A 20381-nucleotide genomic window follows, 5' to 3' on the forward strand; every position below is an offset into this window, starting at 1 on the left:
CCTAGCGGAACAGCCGGTCCAGGAACGCGTTGCCGAACACGCCGTGCGGATCGAGCCGGTCCAGCACCCCGGCCGCCTGCCCCCACACCGCCTCCCCGAACGACCCGGGAATCGTCGTACCGAGCACCTCCTCGTCGTCCCACACAGCGTCGTCCGTGTAGGCCCACCCCTTGGACCACTCGACGCGCGTCCCGTCGTAGCCGTCGAACAGGAACCGCTCGATCTCCCGCAGGAAGGCCTCCGCGTACGGCGTCCCCGGCAGGGTGAGGATGTCCAGCCACACCGCGGTGTCCCGCTCGGGGCGCGCCCCGTCCTTCCGTAGGGCCGAGAGCAGCGGCGCCCGCGCTCCCTCCAGCTCGACCTCGTCGGGATCGTCGAGCCCGGTGACCCGGATCTCGACCGTCCCGTTGACGGGAAAGCGCCCCTGCGCGGTGTACGCGGCCAGACGTTCCCGGTAGAAGTCGGTGAACTCGGAGACGACCCGCTGCACCTGGTCCCGCGAGGTCAGCACCGCGTACCCGTTCGCGGTCACCCGCAGCGTCGTCGGCCTGATGTACAGCAGCGTGTTCTTCGACGGCCCCCAGATGTCCGCCGACAGCGTCGCGGTGAGCCCCACGGTCGCCACGTCCAGCTGTGCGTTCCCGAGCACCGGCGCCAGATACCAGGCCGCGTCCGACACCATCCGCCCGGCCAGATCGGCCACCAGGGTCGGCACGTTGTCGGAGAAGGGGTAGTTGTACGGCGTTGTCACGCGCCGCGAGGTCAGCGGCTTGGTGGGTGCCACGCTCCACACCTTCAGCCACGGGAACTCGGTGAAGGCGAACCAGATCGCCTCCACGCGCCCGGCCTTCTCCAGGAAGCTCGCGAAGGTCCGCCCGTCCGCGCCGGGAGCCGCGAAGAGCTCGGCGGCCGGAATGTCGACCCGGCTCACACACCGCAGATTGCTGTCGGCCCCGACCCGCAGGACGACCTCGGTGACGAAGGCGCGTCCCAGATGCGCGAGCAGCGCGGCGCTGTCGGCCTCGGCACGGCTGAACTCCCGCAGGGCGTAGGCCCCGAGGTCCTCGTCCCACACCACCGCCGTCAGCGACAGGACGCGATTGCTGAGCGAGCCGTACGTCTGCCCCGGCAGCCGCTCCTCCCCGTCCGCCGGGACGGCCGTGCCGTGCGCGTCGATCGCCAGGGCCCCGCCCAGCGTGAGGTCGCCCGGCGCGGGCGCGGCGGTGACACCGAGTCCGTGACCCTCCAGGTAGGTGAGCAGTGCCTCCAGCGTCACGCCGGTGCCGGCCCGCACCGCGGAGGCGGAGTCCAGGGACAGGCCGGTGAGGTGGGAGGCGGTGTCGACGAGGAGGACGGGGGCGTCCGAGGCCGTGCCCTCCGTGATCGTCAGGGGCGACCAGCCGTGCGAGGAGCCCCGGGCACGCACCCGCCAGCCGTGCCGCCAGGCCCAGTTGACGACCTCGACCACCTGGTCCGGGCCCGTCGGCGCACAGGCCCACAGCCCGTCGGCGGTGATCTCGCCGACCCAGTTCCGGTACGCCGAGCGGTACAGGGCCACACCGGCCGGGAAGCCGGGCAGCTCCTCGGCCGCGGCGGCCGGATCGGCCGGCAGCAGGATCGGTACGGCGGCCAGGGCGGCGGCACTCGTGAGGAAGCCGCGACGGGACCAGGACGGCGTGTTCCGCGGGTGGTTGCGAGGGTGGTTGCTCACTGAACGATCGGTCACGGGATCACGCTAGGCGGATGTTGACACGTGCATGCCTTACGTCGAAGGCTGTCACCCGTGTGAGTGAAATATTCACAGGTCATGACCCGGAGCAGCCGGTTCCGCGCATGTCGGCGACGGATGACAGACTGCCCCCATGGACGAGCGCACATTCGGCAGGTCTCAGCAGCACGCATCCGTCGTCGGACTCGGCACCTGGCAGCTGGGGGCCGACTGGGGAGACGTCGACGACAAGGAAGCCCTCTCGGTGCTGGAGGCGGCGGCCGAGTCGGGGGTCACCTTCTTCGACACCGCCGACGTGTACGGCGACGGACGCAGCGAGCAGACCATCGCCGCCTTCCTGAGCGGCAGGCCCGATCTGCATGTGCTGGTCGCGACGAAGATGGGCCGCCGCGTCGACCAGATCCCCGAGAACTACGTCCTCGACAACTTCCGCGCCTGGAACGACCGTTCCCGCCGCAACCTCGGCGTCGACCGCATCGACCTGGTCCAGCTGCACTGCCCGCCGACCCCCGTCTACTCCAGCGACGAGGTGTTCGACGCCCTCGACACCCTGGTCGAGGAGGAGCGCATCGCCCACTACGGCGTCAGCGTCGAGACCTGTGCGGAGGCGCTCACCGCGATCGCCCGGCCGGGCGTGGCGAGTGTGCAGATCATCCTCAACGCCTTCCGGATGAAGCCCCTCCTGGAGGTGCTGCCCGCCGCACGGGAGGCGGGCGTCGGCATCATCGCCCGCGTCCCGCTGGCCTCGGGCCTGCTGTCCGGCAAGTACACCAAGGACACCGTCTTCCCTGAGAACGACCACCGCGCCTACAACCGGCACGGCGAGGCCTTCGACGTCGGCGAGACCTTCTCCGGCGTCGACTGGACGACCGGCGTCGAGGCCGCCGCGGAGTTCTCCGCACTGGCCCCCGAGGGCTGCACCCCGGCCCAGCTCGCCCTGCGCTGGATCATCGAGCAGCCCGGCGTCACCACCGTCATCCCCGGCGCCCGCTCGCCCGAACAGGCCCGCGCCAACGCGGCCGCCGCCAAGCTGCCGCCGCTGTCCGAGGAGACCCTCGCGGCGATCCGCGACCTCTACGACCGCCGGATCAAGGACCAGGTCGAGAGCCGCTGGTGACCCGCGCGCGGCTCCGGGACCACCGCCGTTCCGGAGCCGCACTGTTGTTTGAACGATCATTCACCGGATACCCGTAGCGCATGGTCGATACGGTGAGACGGACGGGCCGCGACGAGACCCAGGAAGAGCGCGCGGACCGCATGTGGGGCGAACTCATCCAGGAGATACGCGTCGCGCAGACGGGTGTGCAGATCCTGTTCGGCTTCCTGCTGACGGTGGTCTTCACCCCGAAGTACAACGACCTGGCCGACGCCGACAAGGTCATCTACATCGTGACCGTGGTCCTCGGCTCCTGCGCCACCGGCGCCCTGATCGGACCGGTGTCCCTGCACCGCCTGGTCTCGGGGCGGCGCATCAAGCCCCAGGCCGTGCGGATCGCCTCCCGGCTGACCTTCGTGGGCCTGGTCCTCCTCCTGGCGACGATGACGGCCGCCCTGCTGCTGGTCCTGCGGGTCGCCACCCACGACTCCTGGGTCCCCTGGCTCGTCACCGCGGTCGTGGGCTGGTACCTGCTGTGCTGGTTCGTCCTGCCGCTGTGGACCCGGCGCCGCTACACGACGACGGACTGACGGCCCGCCCGTCGAGTTGCCGGTCGTGCACCCGGCTCAGGACGAGCACCGACACCGTGGCGCCGATCAGCGCGCAGAACATGTCCCACTGGGTGTCCCAGACATCGCCCTGGGTGGCCAGGAAGGCGTCCGCCGCCTGGCCCCCGATCACCGCGGCCGCCCACTCCAGCATCTCGAAGACGGCACTGAAGGCCAGACACGCGCACACCGTCAGCGGCGCCAGCCAGCGGCTGCCCCGCAGCGGTGAGGTACGGCTGAGCAACTCCCGCACCAGGACCGCCGGCACGAAGCCCTGCATGAGGTGGCCGAAGCGGTCGTACGGATTGCGGTCGAGCCCGAAGGTGTCCCGCACCCAGTCGCCGAGCGGGACCTGCGCGTAGGTGTAGTGGCCGCCCACGATCAGCACGAGGGCGTGGAGTGCGAGCAGCACGCACAGCAGGTCGGTGAGCGGGAAACGGCGCCAGGTCAGCACGATCAGCGGCAGCCCGACCAGGACCCACACGGTCTCCAGGAACCAGGTGGTGCGGTCGCGCGGGCCCCACGCGGACAGGGCCAGCGCGGCGACCACGGCCCACGCGAGCAGAACGGGCAGCGGCCTTCGCACAGCGGTCATGGGGTGCTCCTTGTCGTAGGAGCCCTCATCGTCGGGGGAGGCCGCCGGGGGAGGCATGAGTACGGCTACTCAGTCCGGGTGCGTATCGCCCCCCGGGCCGCCGTCTCAGCCGCCCGCGATGACCGAGGCCAGGAAGTCGTCCACGCTGACCTCCTCCTGGCCCGGCGGCACGATCTCGCGGGTCTCGCGCAGGAAGGAGGCCAGCGCCGGGGCCCAGGCGAAGACCACCGCGTGCTGACGGCCCCCGTCGGAGCGGGCCTCGCCGTAGAACTCCATGCGCAGCTCCTCCCACACCCCGGTGGACACGGGGCTCAGTCTCACGTCCCCGACGCCCACCGGGCCGCTCAGCCCCTCGGTGAGCATCTCCCGGTCGAGCCGCCACCGCGCCAGCACCCGGCCGTCATGGCTGAACACCGCGGTGACGGCGAACGGGTCCGCCGCGTCGTAGCCCAGATGGGCGAGCACGGGGCACCGGCCCGTGCCGCCCGCCTGGAGTTGCACGACGAGGGTCTTGTGCGCGGTCCTGTGGACGAAGGAGTTCACCTGGAGGCCTCCGGGGAGAACGACGTAGAGCCCTCTAGTACCCCTCCCACGGCCACAATGCTCAGCTGTCCGGGTGATTCCCCTTCGCGCCGCGCAGGGACGTGATGCACGAGGCGATGGCCCGCTGGAGTTCCTCCAGCTGCTGGACCATGTCGTCCTCGTAGAAGTCCTGGGCGTCGTCGAAGGTCAGCTCCTCGAAAGCCCTGGTCGCCTTCTGGAGGCTGCTGTAGAACTTGGTCCGCCGTTCTTGGACCCGGAGTTCGGGATCGGCCTCCACGGCCTCGGCGACGAGCGACTTCATGGTGTCGAACGCCTCGGCCGCCCACTCGCCGGTGTCCTCGTCCTCCTCCAGCTCCGCCAGGAGCGACAGGTGGCGCTCGGCCTCCTGGCGGAGGTCCGCCGGTGCGTCGATGGTCTGCCCGGCCGGGGTCTTCACCTGACCCGACTCGGCGATCTGGCGGACGTACCCGATCCGGTCGGCGGCCCGGCTCTCGGTGGCCACGGCCTTCTTCAGGTCGTCCGTGCGCACCACGTCCCGGGCCAGCGAGGCCTGAAGTTCCGGGTCCTCCTTGACGCGGTCGAGCAGCGCGCTGCGCGCGGCCCGGGCGGTCGAGGGGTCGGCGAGGATCGCGGCGCGCAGGGCGGTCGGGTTCTCGGCGACCTCCAGGGCCTTCGTGGGGCGGATGCCCTCGGCCTCGGCGGCCTCCGCGATGGCGGTGCCGCGGTCGGACGTGGCGCTGCTGCGGGAGGAGTAGTAGTCGAGCCACACGTCCGCGTCCGGCAGTTCCACCTCCTGGCCCGGGGACAGGGCCTCGAAGTGCGGGACCATGCCGTCGTCGGCGGCCCGGTCCCAGGCCTTGTAGTAGCGCAGGACCCGCTCGGGGGAGCAGCCGGCGAGTTCGGCGAACTCCTTCGCGGACACCTTCGGCGTCTCGTCCGCGCCCTGACCGCCGGGGCGCACACTGCGCGCCACCATCAGGCCGAAGGCCCACCCGCCGGTCCGCGCGTACACCCCGAACTCGCGGGCGTCCCGCGCGACGAGGTCGGACAGCGGGGCCGGGGACGTCTCGGCCGAGGGCTCCACCCAGATCTCGGCCGGGGTGTCGACCGGGCTCTCCGCGGGCGTCTCGGACGGGTCGATCGCTGTGGTCACAGGTGCTTCTCCTGGGCAGGCTCGGTCGGACCGCACACCGTGCCGGACCGGTTGCGGACCGCACGACGTGCAGCTCGGAAGCCTATTGCACCCCCAGGTCGCGCCCCGGCAGCCGTCGCGCTCAGGCGAACGCGTCGCGCAGCGCGGGCAGCAGGGTCTTCTCCGACCAGTCCAGGAACGCCGGCTGGGTGTCCCCGCCGATCTGCACCATCGCGATCTCGGTGAACCCCGCCTCCGCGTACGGCCGTACCGCCTCGACGAAGTCGTCGGGGTCGTCACCGCAGGGGATCGCGGCCGCGACGTCGTCCGGAGTGACGAACTGGGTTGCCGCCTCGAAGGCGTCCGGGTGCGGAAGCTCGGAGTTGACCTTCCAGCCGCTGCCGAACCACCGGAACTGCGAGTGCGCCCGCTTGATCGCCGTGTCCCGGTCGGGGTCGTAGCAGACGGGCAGTTGGCCCACACGCGGCTTGCCCGCGCCGCCGTGCCGGTCGAACGCGTCGAGCAGGCCCGCCTTGGGCTCGGTGGCGATGACCAGGTCGGCGAGGCGCCCGGCCAGTTCGCACGACTGCTCGCCGGAGACGGCGAGGCCGATCTGCGGCGGCTCGTCCGGCAGGTCCCACAGCCGGGCCGACTCCACGTCGAAATGCTGCCCGCGGTGGTTCACATGACCGCCCCGGAAGAGCGCGCGGATGATCTCCACGGCCTCCTCCAGCATCTCGTGCCGTACGTCGGCCGCCGGCCAGCCCCCGCCCACCACATGCTCGTTGAGGTTCTCGCCCGAGCCGAGGCCCAGCCGGAACCGGCCCTCGGAGAGCAGTTGCATGGTCGCCGCCTTCTGCGCCACCACCGCGGGGTGGTAGCGGAAGGAAGGACACGTGACGTAGGTCATCAGCGGGATCCGCGAGGTCGCCTGCGCGGCCGCCCCGAGCACGCTCCACGCGTACGGCGAGTGCCCCTGCGACCGCAGCCACGGGAAGTAGTGGTCCGAGGTCACCGAGAAGTCGTAACCGACCTCCTCGGCGCGCACCACATGGCCCACGAGGTCCCGGGGGCCGGCCTGCTCGGTCATCATCGTGTATCCGATTTGCACCATGGTTTCCGAGTCCCCGGTGGCCGGAGGGGAAAACGGGTCTTCCGACGTCCGCCGATCACCCCGGGGCCCTCTCGATCAAGACCGGGAAACACGGCAGGATGCCGGCATGAGTTCCCTGCCCACGAGCACCCCCGCAGCCCAGGGCGTCGACGCCGGGGGCATACAGGCCTTCCTCGACGCCCTCGAATCCGACCCGCGCATCGAGCCGCACAGCCTGATGCTGGTGCGTCACGGCCAGGTCGTGGCCTCGGGCTGGTGGTCGCCGTACACCCCGGACCGGCCCCAGCTCCTGTACTCGCTCAGCAAGAGCTTCACGGCCACGGCCGCCGGGTTCGCCGTGGCCGAGGGGCTGATCCGGCTGGACGACCCGGTGATCTCGTACTTCCCGGAGTTCGAGGCCGACATCACCGACCCGCGCAGCCGCGCGATGCTGGTCCGGCATGTGGCGTCGATGGCCAGCGGGCATGTGGCGGAGACGGTGGACCGGGCGTTGGCGCAGGACCGTCAGGAGCTGGTCCGGGGCTTCCTGCTGATCCCGCCGGACCGCGATCCGGGCACGGTCTTCGCCTACAACCAGCCCGCCACCTACACGCTCGGCGCGATCGTGCAGCGGGTCACCGGCCAGACGCTCACCGAGTACCTGCGGCCCCGGCTGTTCGAGCCGCTCGGCATCGGCCGGGCGGACTGGATCCACGACCGGGCGGGCCGCGAGCTCGGCTTCAGCGGACTGCACGCCACCACCGACGCGATCGCCCGACTGGGCCTGCTGTACCTGCGGGGCGGGATGTGGGAGGGCGAGCGGCTGCTGCCCGAGTGGTGGGTGGCCGAGGCCACGCGGGCCCAGATCGCCCACGAGGCCGGGCCGGAGGTCGGCTGGCCGGACTGGCAGCAGGGGTACGGTTTCCAGTTCTGGATGGCCCGGCACGGCTACCGCGGGGACGGGGCCTACGGGCAGTTCTGCGTGGTGCTGCCCGAGCAGGACGCCGTGCTGGCCATCACCTCGCAGACCGAGGAGATGCAGCAGGTCCTGGACCTGGCCTGGGAGCATCTGCTTCCCGCCTTCGGACCCGGCCCGCTGTCCGGGCGGGAGGCGGCGGACGCGGCTCTGGCCGACCGTCTGACACGGCTCGCGCTGCCGCCCGCCGAGGGCAAGGCGGTCGCCGCGGAGGACACGACCGTGTTCACTCCCGCCGGCGGCACCTGTGCGGACCAACCGAGCCTGACCGCCGTCGAGGTGGGCCCGGCGGGCCGCCTGACCCTGGTGGACGACGGCGAGCGGCTGGACCTGGGGGCCGGGCTCGGGGAGGGCGGCTGGAGGGTCGTCGACGAGCCGCTGCCGGTCGCGGTGAGCGGCGGTTGGAGCGACGCGGAGACCATCGACATCGACGTGGCGTTCCTGGAGACCCCGCACCACCTGCTGATCACGTGCTCGCCGGGCGACCGGACGTTCACCGCGCACTGGCGCACCCGCCCGCTGCACGCCGGGCCGCTGCGACGGATGAGGGCGCCGCGGGCGTCAGCCTGAGGGCACGCGGGAGGCGCTCAGTCCGAGGGCACGCGGAAGGTGCGCAGGAAGGTGTTCAGCGCCTCCTGGTTCGCGTCGTCGTTCCAGTCGGCCGCCGGGGTCGTCCAGCGCAGGGAGTAGCCGCGGCCCTCGCCGATGAGGAAACCGCGGCCGAAGGTGCGCACCCGGGTGCCGTCGACCTGCTCGATCCACTGCATGTCGGCGGCCTCCCGGCCCTGGTAGGTCGTCGCGCGGATGTCGCCGATCCGTTCGTAGCCGGGGTTGTCCTCGAGACTTGGCTCCACGTCGTCGCGCCAGACGGCCACCGCGTCCGAGCCCACGGCCTCGCTGTACCTGACGGCGAGGGTGCGCGGGTCGCCGGCGGCGCCGAAGGTGACGAGGTAGGCCAGGTCCTCCTGGCGCGAGGTGCTGAGCGGCTTGAAGCCCTTGGGCAGAGCGACGGAGAAGCCTTCGGGGGAGTGGTACGTGCGATAGCCGGCCGGCAACCCGGTGCCCGCGGTGGCGGACGCCGACCGGGTCGGCGTGGGCGTGGGTGGGGCGGAGGTCTCGTCGGTGCGGTTCGCGGGCGCGGAGGCCGAGGGGGACGGGGGCGTGGAGACGGACGGGGACGGCGGTGCCGGGGCGGACGCGGAGGCGGACGGTGCGGGCGCCTCGCCGGTCGTCGCGGAGTCGGTGCCGGGCAGCGCGTTGGTGACCGTGAGGACGGCGGCGGCCACCGTCACCACGGCCAGGGCGGTGCCCGCGATCAGGAGGCGGCTGCCGCGGCCCGAGGCCATGCCGGGCAGGCCGCGCAGACGCTGCCTGGGCTCCTCCGGCAGGGCCCCCTCGGGCTCCGCGCTGAGGACCTTCACGAGGGCGTCGCGCACGGCCCAGCGGGTCAGCCGCTCCTGGGAGTTCTTGCGCAGCAGCCCCTGCACGATCTGGGTGAGCGGCCCGGCCCGCACCGGTGCCCGCAGTGGCAGCCGGTCGACCCCCTTCAGGGTGGCCGCGGGACGGTCGCGGTCCCGGAAGGGCGGCCGGCCCTCCACCAGGGTGTAGAGGATCGCGCCGAGCGCCCACAGGTCGGCGGCCGGGCCGATGCGCTCGTCGCGAGCCTGTTCGGGGGAGGCGTACGACGGTGCCGAGAGCCTCGGGGCGAGGGTCGCGCCGGCCAGGCCGAAGCCGGTGACCACCACGGAACCCCGGTCGCGCACGAACACCTGGCCCGGGCTGAGCTCGCCGTGGGTGATCCCCTCGCCGTGCGCCGCCTCCAGCACCTCCAGCAGCTCCAGGCCGATGCGTGCCGCCTGCACATGGCCGAACGTCCCCTGCCGGTTGAGGAGTTCACCGAGCGGTACGCCGTCGACGGGTTCGGTGACGGTCCACAGGGAGCCCTCCTGCACCACGGCGTCGACGACCGAGGCGATCCGGCCGGGGGAGACCACCCGCATGGTCTTGGACATCCGCACGACGCCCGCGGCGGTGCGCAGCGCGGTCTCCTCGTCCGTCGAGGCCGGGAGCCCGATCTCGGTGAGGAGACAGGGGCGTTCGGTCGAGACGTCCTCGCCGTACCAGCAGCTCCGATTGGTCTCGCGATGCAGCACGTCGAGGGGCCGGTACCGTCCGGCGACCAACTCATGTGCGGACACGTGCGCCTTGACCATGGTCATCCCTCGCTGAACCCCTGGCTCTCACCTTTCACAGAGGTACGGCGGGTGCGGCGGGGTCCGTTCAATCAAATCCTCAACCGGTGGAATCCGCTTTCTGGTCGGTCGGTATCTGACTCACAAGTCAGTAGAACGAACGGAGTCGAGCGCTTTGCTCACCGCGGTCCGAACCGCTTCGCTCACCGCAGTCCGAACCCCTCGGCCCACGTCATGACCTCCGCGGTGGTCGTGTTGCCGCCGCACACCACAAGGCCCAACCGGCAGGTGTCGCCGACCCGTTCCAGTACCCGCCGAGCGGCGGGCAGGAGGCAGCCGGCCGCCGGTTCGCCCCACACCTTGGCGTGCTCGGCGAGGTCCAGGCAGCCCCGCACGGCCTCCCGGTCCGGCACCACGAGAACCTCGGTGACCAGGGCCGCCGCATGGTCGTACGTCAGCCTGGACACGGCCGGGGCACTCAGTGTGGACACCACCGAGGACAGCGGAACCGGCACCGGGCCGCCCCGGGCGAGCGCCCGGGACATGGCCTCGGCGCCCTCGGTCTCCACGCCCCAGACCCTGACCCCCGGTCGACGCGCCCGCAGCGCCGCCGCGACCCCGGCGATCAGACCGCCGCCCCCGACGCTCACGAGGACGTCGGTGAGGTCGTCCGCGTCGTCGGCGAACTCCAGTCCCACCGTGCCCTGTCCGGCGATCACCAGCGGGTCGTCGAAGGGGTGGACCAGCGTCAGCCCTTCGTCCCGCAGCCGGTTCACGAGCGAGAACGCGCCGTCCATGTCGTCCGTCAGCCGCAGCGACGCACCGGAGGCCTCCACGATCTCCACGGACCGGGCGGGCGCCGACCGCGGCATGACCACCGTCGCCTTGATGTCCAGGGCGGCGGCCATGTGGGCGAGGGCGATCCCGTGATTGCCGCCGCTGACCGCGACGACCCCGGCCGCCCGCTCCGCCGCGCTCAGCGACAGCAGCTTGGCCGTTGCCCCGCGCGCCTTGAACGAGCCGGTGCGCTGGAGCAGTTCGAGCTTGACGGTGACGGGCGCACCGAGCAGGGCGGACAGGCCGGGGCTGGGCAGGGTCGGCGTGCGTACGACGTGCCCGGCGATCAGCCCGGCCTGCCGCTCGATGTCCGTGATGCCGATCAAGAGGTCTTCCTTCCGCGGGAGAGGTCCTCCCGAACCCTCTCCTCATGGTCGGCGCCGGTCAACCCGGACCCTGCCCGCACGGACCGCGCCGGACACCCGGCGGGCGAGGCGTCACACCTCGCGCAGCAGCAGGTGGTCCAAGAGCGGCCGCAGCGCCTCCACCGGCTCGGCGTACGCCAGGTGACGGCGTGCCTCGGCGAGGGCGGCCGACCTGCCGCCGCACTCCTCGACCAGCGCCGCGACCTCGCGTGGAGCGCCGTCCGTCTCCAGGAGCCGGGCCAGGCGCGCTGCCGCGGGTGTCGGCGCGTCGAGCGCGGCCAGCACCGGGAACGTCTTCTTCCGCTCCCGCAGATCGCCGTGCACGGGCTTCCCGGTGACCAGGGGATCGCCCCAGATGCCCAGGACGTCGTCGACGATCTGGAACGCGACCCCCAGGTGCCGTCCGGCCCGGTCCAGCGCGGCCACCTCGGCGGGCGGCGCCCCACCGAGCAGGGCGCCCAGTGCGGCGGCGCAGCCCAGCAGCGCTCCGGTCTTGCCCTCGGCCATGACCCGGTACTCCTGCGGCCGGACCCGCTCCGGTCCCCTCCAGGGACGCGTGGCGAACAGGAGGTCGTCGGCCTGACCGCGCACCAGGTCCAGGAGCGCGGCGGACAGCAGGCGCACGGCCCCGGCGCCGGAGTCGGCCACTCTCGCCACGGCCAGCGCGAACAGGGCGTCGCCCGCGAGGACCGCCGGGCCCGTGCCGTACGCCTTCCACACGGTGGCTCGGCCGCGGCGGGCCGGGTCGCCGTCCATGATGTCGTCGTGGAGCAGGGAGAAGACGTGCACCAACTCCACGGCGACCGCCGCCGGTACCCCGGCCCGGGCGGGCGCGCCGGCCGCCTCCGCGCCGAGCACGGCGAGCGCCTGCCGTACGCCCTTGCCACCGGACGCGGCGGCGGGGGCGCCGCCGACCTCGCACCAGCCGAAGGAGTACGCGGCCATCTCCCGCACCCAGGGATGCAGGTCCCCGACGGCCTCCTGGAGCGCCGGTCGCACCAACTCGCGGCAGCGGGTGAGGACTTCGGGAGCGGCGAGGGTCGTCACCGTACCGCCTCCGTCCGCACGCCGAACTCCTCCTGGGCCCGCGCCACCATCTCCCGCGCGTGCCGCAGCCCGGTCCGCTCCAACAGCCGTGCCAGGTCGTCCAGTTCGGCCGCGGTCTCGGCCTGGTCTCGGCCGAGGCGGGCCAGGGACTTGGCGAGCCCCAGCCGGGCCAGCGCCTCCCCGCGCGGCTCGCTCATGGCGCGGAACTCCGCGAGCGCCTGCTCGTAGAGCTCGCGTGCCTCGGGGTAACGACCGGCCCGGTAGAGGACGTTGCCGCGCATCTTGTGGTTGTAGGCCAGCGCGCTGGAGAGGTTCATCGTGCGGCACGTCGTCTCCGCCTCCGACAGCAGGGCGAGGGCCCGCTCGGTGTCGCCGTCGCGCACCGAGACGAGGTCCGCGAGTCCGCGCTGCGCCCAGGCGTGACCGCGCCGGTCGTCGGCGTCCGCGGCGATCCGGGCCGCCTCCTCGAACATGGCGAACGCGGTGTCGTAGGACCCGGTGTTGCGGTGCATCTGCGCGATGCCCGACAGCGCCCACACCGTGTGCCGGGCCTCGCCGCGCCGCCTGGCCTCGGCGAGCAACTGCTCGTGCAGTCGGCCGACGGCCTCGTAGTCGCCCTGGATGCGGCCCGTCTCGGCCAGTCCCGCGAGCGAGTAGCCGCGTACGACGACGTCCCCGCCGCGCTCGCCCAGGTCGGCCGCGAGACCCAACAGCCGTCGCGCCAGCGCGAATGCGCCGCGCTGCCGGGCCAGTGTGCCGCCGCTCCACAGCGCCCACGCCATCCCCGCGGTGTCCTCGGCCCGTCGGGCGGCGCGGTAACTGGCCTTCCAGGTCCGGTCGGCGTCGGTGATCCGCCCGAGCCGGCGCTGGGCCTCGGCGACCGCGAGTCCTGAGCGTGCCGCCTCACCGTGCCGCCCGGCCCGCTCGGCCGCTCTCAACTGCTCGGTACCGGCGGCCAGTACGTCGTCCAGCGAGGAGTTCACGGAGAGGGTGGTGAGGGCGCCCTGGTACTCAGGGGCGAATGCCTTGCCGTACATGCATGCCTTTCCGTCCGTATGCACCCCATCTATACATGCCGTGTATACATGGTGCGTATAGTGCGTCGAAAATGAGCCCCGGCCCGGAGGCCGGGGCCCTCACCTGTCGCCGGTCAAGACGTGGACGGAGCCGGACGGGTTGCCTGTGAGGCGCAGATCACCCGTGCGAGCAGCGGGTGTCAGTGCTGCTGGGCCTTCTGCGGGGTCGCCTCGCTCGGTCGTACGACGACGTAGCCCGAGCCCTGGAGCATCAGCTGCACCGCCTCGCCCGAACCGCCGCGCAGCATCGACCCGATGGACTGTGAACGGTGGAGCGAGGTGCCGAGGCCCGCGGTCCACCCGACGACCGCGTCGGTGTCGACGTACACCGGGAACTCGGGCGAGACCGGGATCACCAGCGGGTTGCCCTCGCAGACCAGACCGAGCCTGCCGTGGCCCGTGAAGACGCTGTTGAACAGACCGCCCCCGGCTATGCCCGCGCCCTTCACGGTCGATATCCGGTACGCCAACGAGGCGTCGAAGCACAGGACGTTGCGGCCGTTGACGGTGAACTCGTCACCCGGTTCCACGTCGACGATGAAGCAGTTCTGGGCCTCGTGCGCGAACCAGGCCTCGCCCTGACCGCGCACCGTCATCAGGGGCAGCCCCTCACCGGTGACGGCCCGCTTGAGCATGCCGCCGACGCCCTGGCCCTTGCGCTCGAACTGGAGATTGCCGCGGTAGGCGACCATCGCCCCCTGGCGGGCGAGCATCTCGCCGTGCACCGCGTACCTGATGCACTTGGAGTTCTCGACCGTCATGCCCGGCGCGGTGGCCGGCTGCACCATGTGCTCACTGGAAAAGAGGTCACCCTTCATGGGGGCATCCTGGCCCGGAGGGATTCCTTCCGCCAAGATCCCAACAGCTGCGGGAATCAGGTGCGGGAATCAGGTGCGGGAATCAGGTGCGGGAATCAGCTCGGGGGACCAGGAGCGGGATTCAGCCGCCGAACAGCTGGGTCCAGTACGTGCCCGCCGGACCGCCGCCCGCGAAGCCGACGCCGATGTGGGTGAAGCCGGGTTTCAGGATGTTGGCGCGGTGGCCGGGACTGTTCATCCAGCCCTCGACGACCTCGCCGGCCGAGCGCTGTCCGCACGCGATGTTCTCCCCGATCGACCGCCGGGTGGAGCCCGCGGCCGCGGCCCGGTCCCAGGGCTGGGTGCCCTCGGGCGAGGTGTGGGAGTAGAAGGCGCGGGCGGCCATGTCGGTGCTGTACGCCTGCGCGGCCCCGGCGAGGTGGTGATCGACGGCGAGCGGCGGCAGACCGGCCTTGGCCCGTTCCCGGTTGGTGAGGACGACCACCTCGTCGGCGGTCCGGGCGAGGTCGGCGGTGGTCAGGGGCCTGGCCCACAGCGCCGTCCAGTACGTGTCGCCGGAGCGGCCCCGGGAGACGTACGCCAGACCGGCGTGGGTGAAGGCCGCGTCCCGCAGGGTCCGACGCGGCTGCTCGGTGCGCAGGCAGTACTCGACGAACTCGGCCGGGTTGCGCGGACCGGAGACGAGGTGTTCGCCGACGGTGATGTACGCGTAGCCGGTGGCGGTGACGCGCTGGAAGACGGAGACGCCGTCCGGCCCCTCGACGCCCAGGCGGCCCGCGGAGGCCATGGCGGAGGCGTGGGAGTGGGCGGCTTCGGTGAGCCGGGGGTCGAGGGTGACCGGTGGCGAACCTGCCGTGGTGCGGGCCGAGTTGACCAGGGTCAGGAAGGTGTCCAGGTCGGGGGAGCGGGTGGGGGAACTGGGTGTGGGTCGGGGCGCCGGTGGAGTGGGTGGCGGCGATGGAGGTGCCGGAGGCCGCGGATACGGCTCGGAGGCTCGCCGGGGCGCCGAAGGAAAGCGTTGCGTCGGCGGGGCGGGTGCGGCCGGGAGCCCGTGCGCCGGCGAGCCAGGTGCCGCGGGATGTGCCGGCCGGGCGGTCGTCGGACGCCCCGCCCCTGTCGTGACCGACGCGGCAGCCCCCGTGGCCGTCGGCGTCTCCTCCAGCACGTCCACCCCGAAGTCCCGCGCCAGCCCCGCGAGTCCGTCCGCGTACCCCTGCCCCAGCGCCCGCAGCTTCCAGCCGTCGCCGCGCCGGTAGAGCTCCGCGAGCAGCAGCACCGTCTCCTGGCGTGGCCGTGAGGGTGTGAACCGGGCCAACGGGCCGCCACTCACCCGGGCGACCTCGAGAACCGGCACGGGCAGTCGGCCCAGGACAGCGGCGGGGTCGGCCGCGCTGACGACCACCGTGACCCGGGCGGCGCCCGCGCGCAGGCGGCGGGGATCGACGGTCAGGGTGTCGCCGGTGAGCCGGATGCCAGGAGCGGAGGGCTGGTTGTAGAACACGAAGTCGGCGTCGCCGCGGACCTTGCCGCCCTCGTCCGTGACGAGCGCGGACACGTCGAAGGGGCCGGCCACCCGCACGGTGACGGCCCCTTCGGGCAGGGGCAGATTGCCCCCGGGAACCAACTCGCTCATCGTGCCGCCCTGGTGTCGTCGCTCGCTGAGAGCAACGCCCACCGGGGAGCGCGGGTTCCCGCCCGGCCTCAGCCCAGGCGGGGGGTTCCCGCCCGCACTCAGTCCAGGCGGGGGGTTCCCGCCCGCACTCAGCCCAGGCGAGGATTCCCGCCAGGCCTCAGCCCACGCGGGATGTCCCGCACAGCCTCAGCCCAGGCGGGATGTCCCGCACAGCCTCAGCCCAGGCGGGATGTCCCGCACAGCCTCAGCCCAGGCGGGATGTCCCGCACAGCCTCAGCCCAGGCCGGGGTTCCCGCCCTGCCAGAGCCCAGGCGCGGGTTCCCGCACGGCCTCAGTCCACCGTCACCGCCGGTGCCATGTCCTCGTGCCGTTCCACCGGCGCCCTGCCGCGCGCGACCTTGCCCCCCCGTGCCGAGCGGAGCCTTCGTCGTCTTGCCGCAGAACGCCGAGTCCAGCGTGCGCAGCATGGTGTTGAGGACCGTGCCGTTGTTGGAGATGTTGGCGACCGCGGCCAGGCTCCGCTTGCCGTCCTTCGAGGCGAACGCGTACGTGTAGAAGCCCTGCACGGCGCCCGTGTGCCCGTACACCGAGACCCCGCACGACAGATCGCGCCGGCGCAGCCCGAGGCCGTACGCCACACCGGTCCCCGCCGGCATCCACCGCTCCATCTGCGCCAGTTGAGCGGCCGAGGTGAGCCGGCCCTGGAGCAGCGCGGACAGGAAGGTGTTGAGGTCCCGGGTGCTGGAGATCAGCGCGCCGGCGCCCTGCGCCCACGACACGGTCTGCTCGGTCGCGTCGACGAGCGGCGCGCCCGCCTGGTCCGGGGTGAGATAGCCGCGCGCGTACCGGCCCGGGATCTTCATGCCCGGGTGCACGTAGAACGTGTCGCGCAGCTTCAGCGGCTCGATGATCCGGTTCTGGTACTCGGTGCCCACCGGGTTCCCGGTCAGCTTCTCGACCAGCATCCCGGCGATCACGAAGTTGGTGTTCGAGTACGCGTACTTCGCGCCCGGCGCGTTGGTGCGCGGCTTGCTCAGCGAGCGCTTCACGAGCTCGGTGGGCGTGAAGACCTTCTTGCGGACCGCCTCGAAGCCCGGGACCGTTTTGGCGAACATGTCGTTGGTGTAGTCGTGGAGCCCGCTGCGGTGGCCCAGCACCTGCCGCACGGTGATCCGGTCGTCGGGCAGCAGCCCCGGCAGATAGCGGTTGACCGATGCGTCGAGCTTCAGCTTCTTCTCGTCGACCAGCTGGAGCAGGACCACGGCGGTGAACGTCTTGGTGACGCTGCCGATGCGGAACCGGTCGGCGTCGCCCATCGCCCGCGCGGTCCCGCGGTCCGCGACCCCGGCGGCGGCCCGGAACACCGTGCCCCGGTCCTCGACCCGGGCCATGGCGCCCGGCGCCCCCTGGGTCAGCGCGGACCGCAACACGCCCCGCAGACCTGCGAGATCCACCGCGGGTCCGGCGTTCGCATCGGCATGGGCGGGGCTCGCGAGCAGGGGCAGCAGGACCGCCCCGGCCACCGTCCCGACGAGCACTCTCACTGATGTCATCCGGCTCTTCTCCTTCGCTGGGCACAGCAACGGCACAGGCAATCCTGCTTCTTTTATTGACGTCGGAAAAGAATCCCCCTAGGTTCCCGACCATGCGCCCGACCCCCAGCGCCGAGACCTTTCCCGCCAACACCCCAGCCGCTTCACAGGTGTTCACCGCCGTCCTCTCCCACGGGCCCCTCGCCCGTCTGGAGGTGTCCCGGCGTGTCGGACTGTCACCGGCCGCCGTGACCAAGGCGGTCCGGCCCCTGATCGAGGCCGGGTACCTGGTGGAGGGCGCCGACGAGGAGGCCCGACCCGCGCTCGGCCGGCCCGCGACCCTCGTCCGGGTCGACGGCGGACGGGCCCTGTTCCTCGGCGTCAAGGTCACCGGCGACGAGATCATCGGCGTCCTCACGGACCTGTGCTGCCGCATCCGTGTCGCCCGTCACCTGCCCCTGCCCGACCGCGATCCGAGGACAGTGCTGGCGAGTATCGCGGAGCTCACCCAGCGGCTCCTGGCCGAGACGGACGGCTCCACGGCCCCCGTCCTGGGCCTGGGCATCGCCGTCTCCGGTGATGTCGACCGGGGCGAGGGCACCGTCCGCTACTCGCCCTTCCTGGAGTGGCGAGACGTCCCGCTCGCCGAACTCGCCGCCATGACCACGGGGTTGCCGGTCACCCTCGACAACGACGTGCGCGCCCTCACCGTCGCCGAGCAGTGGTTCGGCGCGGGAGCGGGCCTCTCCGACTTCGCCGTGGTCACCGTCGGCGCCGGCATCGGCTGCGGACTCGTGGTGCACGGCCGGGTGGTCGCCGGGGCCCATGGGGTGGCCGGCGAGATCGGCCATGTGACCGTCGACCCGGCCGGCCCGCTCTGCCACTGCGGCAACCGCGGCTGCGTCGAGGCGATCGCGGGAGAGGCCGCGATCGTCCGGCAGGTCCGTGCGGCCACCGGCGTCCAACTCACCCACCCGGACGAGGCGTTGGCCCTGGCCCGAGAGGGCGTCGCCGGGGCCCGGGACGTGTACGCACGCGCGGGCGAGGCGATCGGCCGGGGCATCGCCACCGTCGCCAACCTCCTCGGCCCCGAACGCGTGATCATCTCCGGCGAGGGGCTCGCCGCCTACGACCTGTTCGCCGAGCAGATCCGCGACGCCTTCGTCGCGGCCGCGTTCGGCTCCGCCGCCCAGTGCGACGTCCGCACCCACCCGCTGCCCTTCGAGGAGTGGGCGCGCGGAGCCGCCGCCACCGCCATCCAGTCCTTCATCACCCCGAGCCGCTGAACCACCCGACACCCCCTGGAGGTACGACCCATGCGGTCATCCTCGTACTTCGCCATGCCCGCGAGAGCACTCCTGGTGCTCGCCCTCACCGCGGTCGCCGTCCCCACGGCCCATGCCGCCGACGCCCCCGCCCCCACCGCAGACCTCGCCGCCAAGCCCTACATGGGCTGGTCCAGCTGGAGCATGCAGTCCTCCAAGTACCCCGGCCTCAACCCGGACGGCGACTACAGCTACCTCACCGAGGCCAACGTCCTGAAGCAGACCGACGCCCTCGCCGCCAAGCTCAAGAAGTACGGCTACGAGTACGTCAACATCGACGCCGGCTGGTGGATGGACAAGACCTGGAAGTCCGGCTTCGACCGGTACGGCCGCCAGAAGCCCGACCCGGTCCGCTTCCCCAGCGGCATGAAGGCCGTCGCCGACCGTATCCACGCCAAGGGCCTCAAGGCCGGCATCTACCTCCCGGCCGGCCTGGAGAAGGGCGCCTACGGCGAGGGGAAGACCCCGATCTGGAACGCCGACGGCTGCACCACCGCCGACATCGTCTACGACGACCTGCGCACCACCAACGGCTGGGACAGCTCCTACAAGCTCGACTTCGCCAAGCCCTGCACCGCCAAGTACATCGACTCCCAGGCCCGGTTGATCGCCGACTGGGGCTACGACTTCCTCAAGCTCGACGGCGTCGGCCCCGGTTCCGGCAAGAGCGGTGACCAGTACGACAACGTTGCCGACGTGGCCGCCTGGCACCGGGCCATAGCCGACAGCGGCCGCCCGATCCACCTCGAACTCTCCTGGTCCCTCGACTTCGGCCACGCCGCCGACTGGAAGAAGTACTCCCAGGGCTGGCGCGTCGACACCGACGTCGAGTGCTACTGCAACACCCTGGTCAGCTGGGAGAACTCGGTCGACGACCGCTGGGACGACACCCCGGCCTGGACCCGGCACGCGGGCCCCGGCGGCTGGAACGACCTCGACTCCCTGGACGTCGGCAACGGCGCGATGGACGGCCTCACCAAGGCCGAACGGCAGAGCTACGCCACCCTGTGGGCCATCGCCAAGTCCCCCCTCTACACCGGCGACGACCTCACCCGCCTCGACTCCTACGGCCTGTCCCTGCTGACCAACCGCGAGGTCATCGCGCTGAACCAGGGCCCCAACCCGCCCGCACAGCCGGTCACCCCGTCCGACCCGCAGCAGGTGTGGGCGTCGAAGAACCCCGACGGCACCTACACCGTCGCCCTGTTCAACCTCGCCGACGCCCCCGCCGCCGTCACCGCCGACTGGGCCGCCCTCGGCTTCACCGGGAACGCGTCCGTCCGTGACCTGTGGAACCACGAGAACCTCGGCACCCACCGGAACAAGGTCACCCAGGCCCTGCCCGCCCACGGCTCCCGCCTGTTCACGGTCATCCCGCGCGGCACCGCACTCGCGTACACCGGCCACGAGGCCGAGTCCCCCACCAACACCCTCGGCGGCAACGCCTCCGTCGCCGACTGCTCGGCCTGCTCGAACGGAAAGAAGGTCGGCAACTTGTACCTCGGCGGCAAGCTGACCTTCAACGACGTGACGGTCGCGAAGGCCGGCACGTACCAGATCAAGGTCTCCTACATCAGCGGTGACGCCCGCTCGGTCGACGTCTCGGCCAACGGCGGCGGGGCCACCCGGCACAAGCTCCCGGCCACCGGCGACTGGGGAACCGTGGCCAGTGTGTACGTGCCCGTGACCCTCAAGGCCGGCGCCAACACCATCACCTTCGACAGCGGCACCACCGGCTACGCGCCGGACATCGACCGGATCGACGTACCGAAGTCCTGACCGAG

The 20381-nt window shown here is 72.1% G+C and carries 17 protein-coding genes; 5 read left to right on the forward strand and 12 right to left on the reverse strand.

What is annotated here, in order from left to right:
• Window position 1: 1 nt before the first annotated feature.
• Entirely contained in the window at window positions 2-1726 is a 1725-nt protein-coding gene (locus ACFULQ_RS01210) for a cholesterol oxidase substrate-binding domain-containing protein (RefSeq protein ID WP_383536385.1), read from the reverse strand.
• Window positions 1727-1862: 136 nt separating this feature from the next.
• Here ACFULQ_RS01210 and ACFULQ_RS01215 point away from each other — a divergent pair, with 136 nt between their 5' ends.
• Together ACFULQ_RS01215 and ACFULQ_RS01220 are read left to right on the forward strand one after the other, a co-directional pair.
• Entirely contained in the window at window positions 1863-2846 is a 984-nt protein-coding gene (locus tag ACFULQ_RS01215; protein WP_383536387.1) for an aldo/keto reductase, read from the forward strand.
• Between the two features lie 80 nt (window positions 2847-2926).
• On the forward strand, window positions 2927-3415 hold the full coding sequence (locus ACFULQ_RS01220; RefSeq protein WP_383536389.1) for a DUF6328 family protein: 489 nt from the start codon (window positions 2927-2929) through the stop codon (window positions 3413-3415).
• Here ACFULQ_RS01220 and ACFULQ_RS01225 read toward each other — a convergent pair.
• The 4 genes from ACFULQ_RS01225 to ACFULQ_RS01240 all read right to left on the reverse strand — a co-directional run bounded on the left by ACFULQ_RS01225 (window position 3333) and on the right by ACFULQ_RS01240 (window position 6817).
• On the reverse strand, window positions 3333-4028 hold the full coding sequence (locus tag ACFULQ_RS01225) for a DUF2238 domain-containing protein (protein ID WP_383536391.1): 696 nt from the start codon (window positions 4026-4028) through the stop codon (window positions 3333-3335). The genes ACFULQ_RS01220 and ACFULQ_RS01225 overlap by 83 nt on opposite strands.
• Window positions 4029-4133: 105 nt before the next feature.
• Window positions 4134-4571, reverse strand: a complete 438-nt coding sequence (locus tag ACFULQ_RS01230; protein ID WP_383536393.1) for an SsgA family sporulation/cell division regulator — start codon at window positions 4569-4571, stop codon at window positions 4134-4136.
• 61 nt (window positions 4572-4632) lie between these two features.
• Window positions 4633-5724, reverse strand: a complete 1092-nt coding sequence (locus ACFULQ_RS01235; RefSeq protein WP_383536395.1) for a hypothetical protein — start codon at window positions 5722-5724, stop codon at window positions 4633-4635.
• Window positions 5725-5845: 121 nt separating this feature from the next.
• Window positions 5846-6817 carry an LLM class F420-dependent oxidoreductase gene (locus ACFULQ_RS01240; RefSeq protein ID WP_383536397.1) on the reverse strand — a complete coding sequence of 324 codons (972 nt, stop codon included), beginning with the start codon at window positions 6815-6817 and terminating at the stop codon, window positions 5846-5848.
• Between the two features lie 106 nt (window positions 6818-6923).
• Here ACFULQ_RS01240 and ACFULQ_RS01245 point away from each other — a divergent pair, with 106 nt between their 5' ends.
• Window positions 6924-8342: a serine hydrolase domain-containing protein gene (locus tag ACFULQ_RS01245; protein ID WP_383536399.1), complete on the forward strand. Its 1419-nt coding sequence runs from the start codon at window positions 6924-6926 to the stop codon at window positions 8340-8342.
• Window positions 8343-8359: 17 nt separating this feature from the next.
• On the opposite strand, the gene ACFULQ_RS01250 is transcribed toward ACFULQ_RS01245, so the two are convergent.
• The 7 genes from ACFULQ_RS01250 to ACFULQ_RS01280 all read right to left on the reverse strand — a co-directional run bounded on the left by ACFULQ_RS01250 (window position 8360) and on the right by ACFULQ_RS01280 (window position 17293).
• Window positions 8360-9991 (reverse strand): serine/threonine protein kinase, encoded by a 1632-nt coding sequence (locus tag ACFULQ_RS01250; protein WP_383536401.1) that lies wholly within the window; start codon window positions 9989-9991, stop codon window positions 8360-8362.
• Between the two features lie 176 nt (window positions 9992-10167).
• Window positions 10168-11127, reverse strand: a complete 960-nt coding sequence (locus ACFULQ_RS01255; RefSeq protein WP_383536403.1) for a threonine/serine dehydratase — start codon at window positions 11125-11127, stop codon at window positions 10168-10170.
• A gap of 111 nt (window positions 11128-11238) precedes the next feature.
• Window positions 11239-12213, reverse strand: a complete 975-nt coding sequence (locus tag ACFULQ_RS01260) for a polyprenyl synthetase family protein (protein WP_383536405.1) — start codon at window positions 12211-12213, stop codon at window positions 11239-11241.
• Window positions 12210-13250, reverse strand: coding sequence for a tetratricopeptide repeat protein (locus ACFULQ_RS01265; RefSeq protein ID WP_383536407.1), 1041 nt, complete (start codon window positions 13248-13250; stop codon window positions 12210-12212). The genes ACFULQ_RS01260 and ACFULQ_RS01265 overlap by 4 nt, the downstream gene beginning before the upstream one ends.
• Before the next feature lie 179 nt (window positions 13251-13429).
• Window positions 13430-14107, reverse strand: a complete 678-nt coding sequence (locus ACFULQ_RS01270; protein ID WP_383536409.1) for an AIM24 family protein — start codon at window positions 14105-14107, stop codon at window positions 13430-13432.
• Window positions 14108-14228: 121 nt separating this feature from the next.
• Window positions 14229-15740 carry a CAP domain-containing protein gene (locus ACFULQ_RS01275; protein ID WP_383536411.1) on the reverse strand — a complete coding sequence of 504 codons (1512 nt, stop codon included), beginning with the start codon at window positions 15738-15740 and terminating at the stop codon, window positions 14229-14231.
• A gap of 215 nt (window positions 15741-15955) precedes the next feature.
• Window positions 15956-17293 carry a serine hydrolase domain-containing protein gene (locus ACFULQ_RS01280; RefSeq protein WP_383536413.1) on the reverse strand — a complete coding sequence of 446 codons (1338 nt, stop codon included), beginning with the start codon at window positions 17291-17293 and terminating at the stop codon, window positions 15956-15958.
• Window positions 17294-17385: 92 nt separating this feature from the next.
• Between ACFULQ_RS01280 and ACFULQ_RS01285 the strand changes: the two genes are divergently transcribed.
• Both ACFULQ_RS01285 and ACFULQ_RS01290 read left to right on the forward strand, forming a co-directional pair.
• The gene (locus ACFULQ_RS01285; protein ID WP_383536415.1) at window positions 17386-18558 is read left to right on the forward strand and encodes an ROK family protein; all 1173 of its coding nucleotides are present in this window, start codon (window positions 17386-17388) and stop codon (window positions 18556-18558) included.
• Between the two features lie 30 nt (window positions 18559-18588).
• On the forward strand, window positions 18589-20376 hold the full coding sequence (locus ACFULQ_RS01290; protein ID WP_383536417.1) for an alpha-galactosidase D: 1788 nt from the start codon (window positions 18589-18591) through the stop codon (window positions 20374-20376).
• Window positions 20377-20381: the final 5 nt, after the last annotated feature.

Source organism: Streptomyces sp. NPDC057253 (genome assembly GCF_042669125.1).
GTDB lineage: Bacteria > Actinomycetota > Actinomycetes > Streptomycetales > Streptomycetaceae > Streptomyces.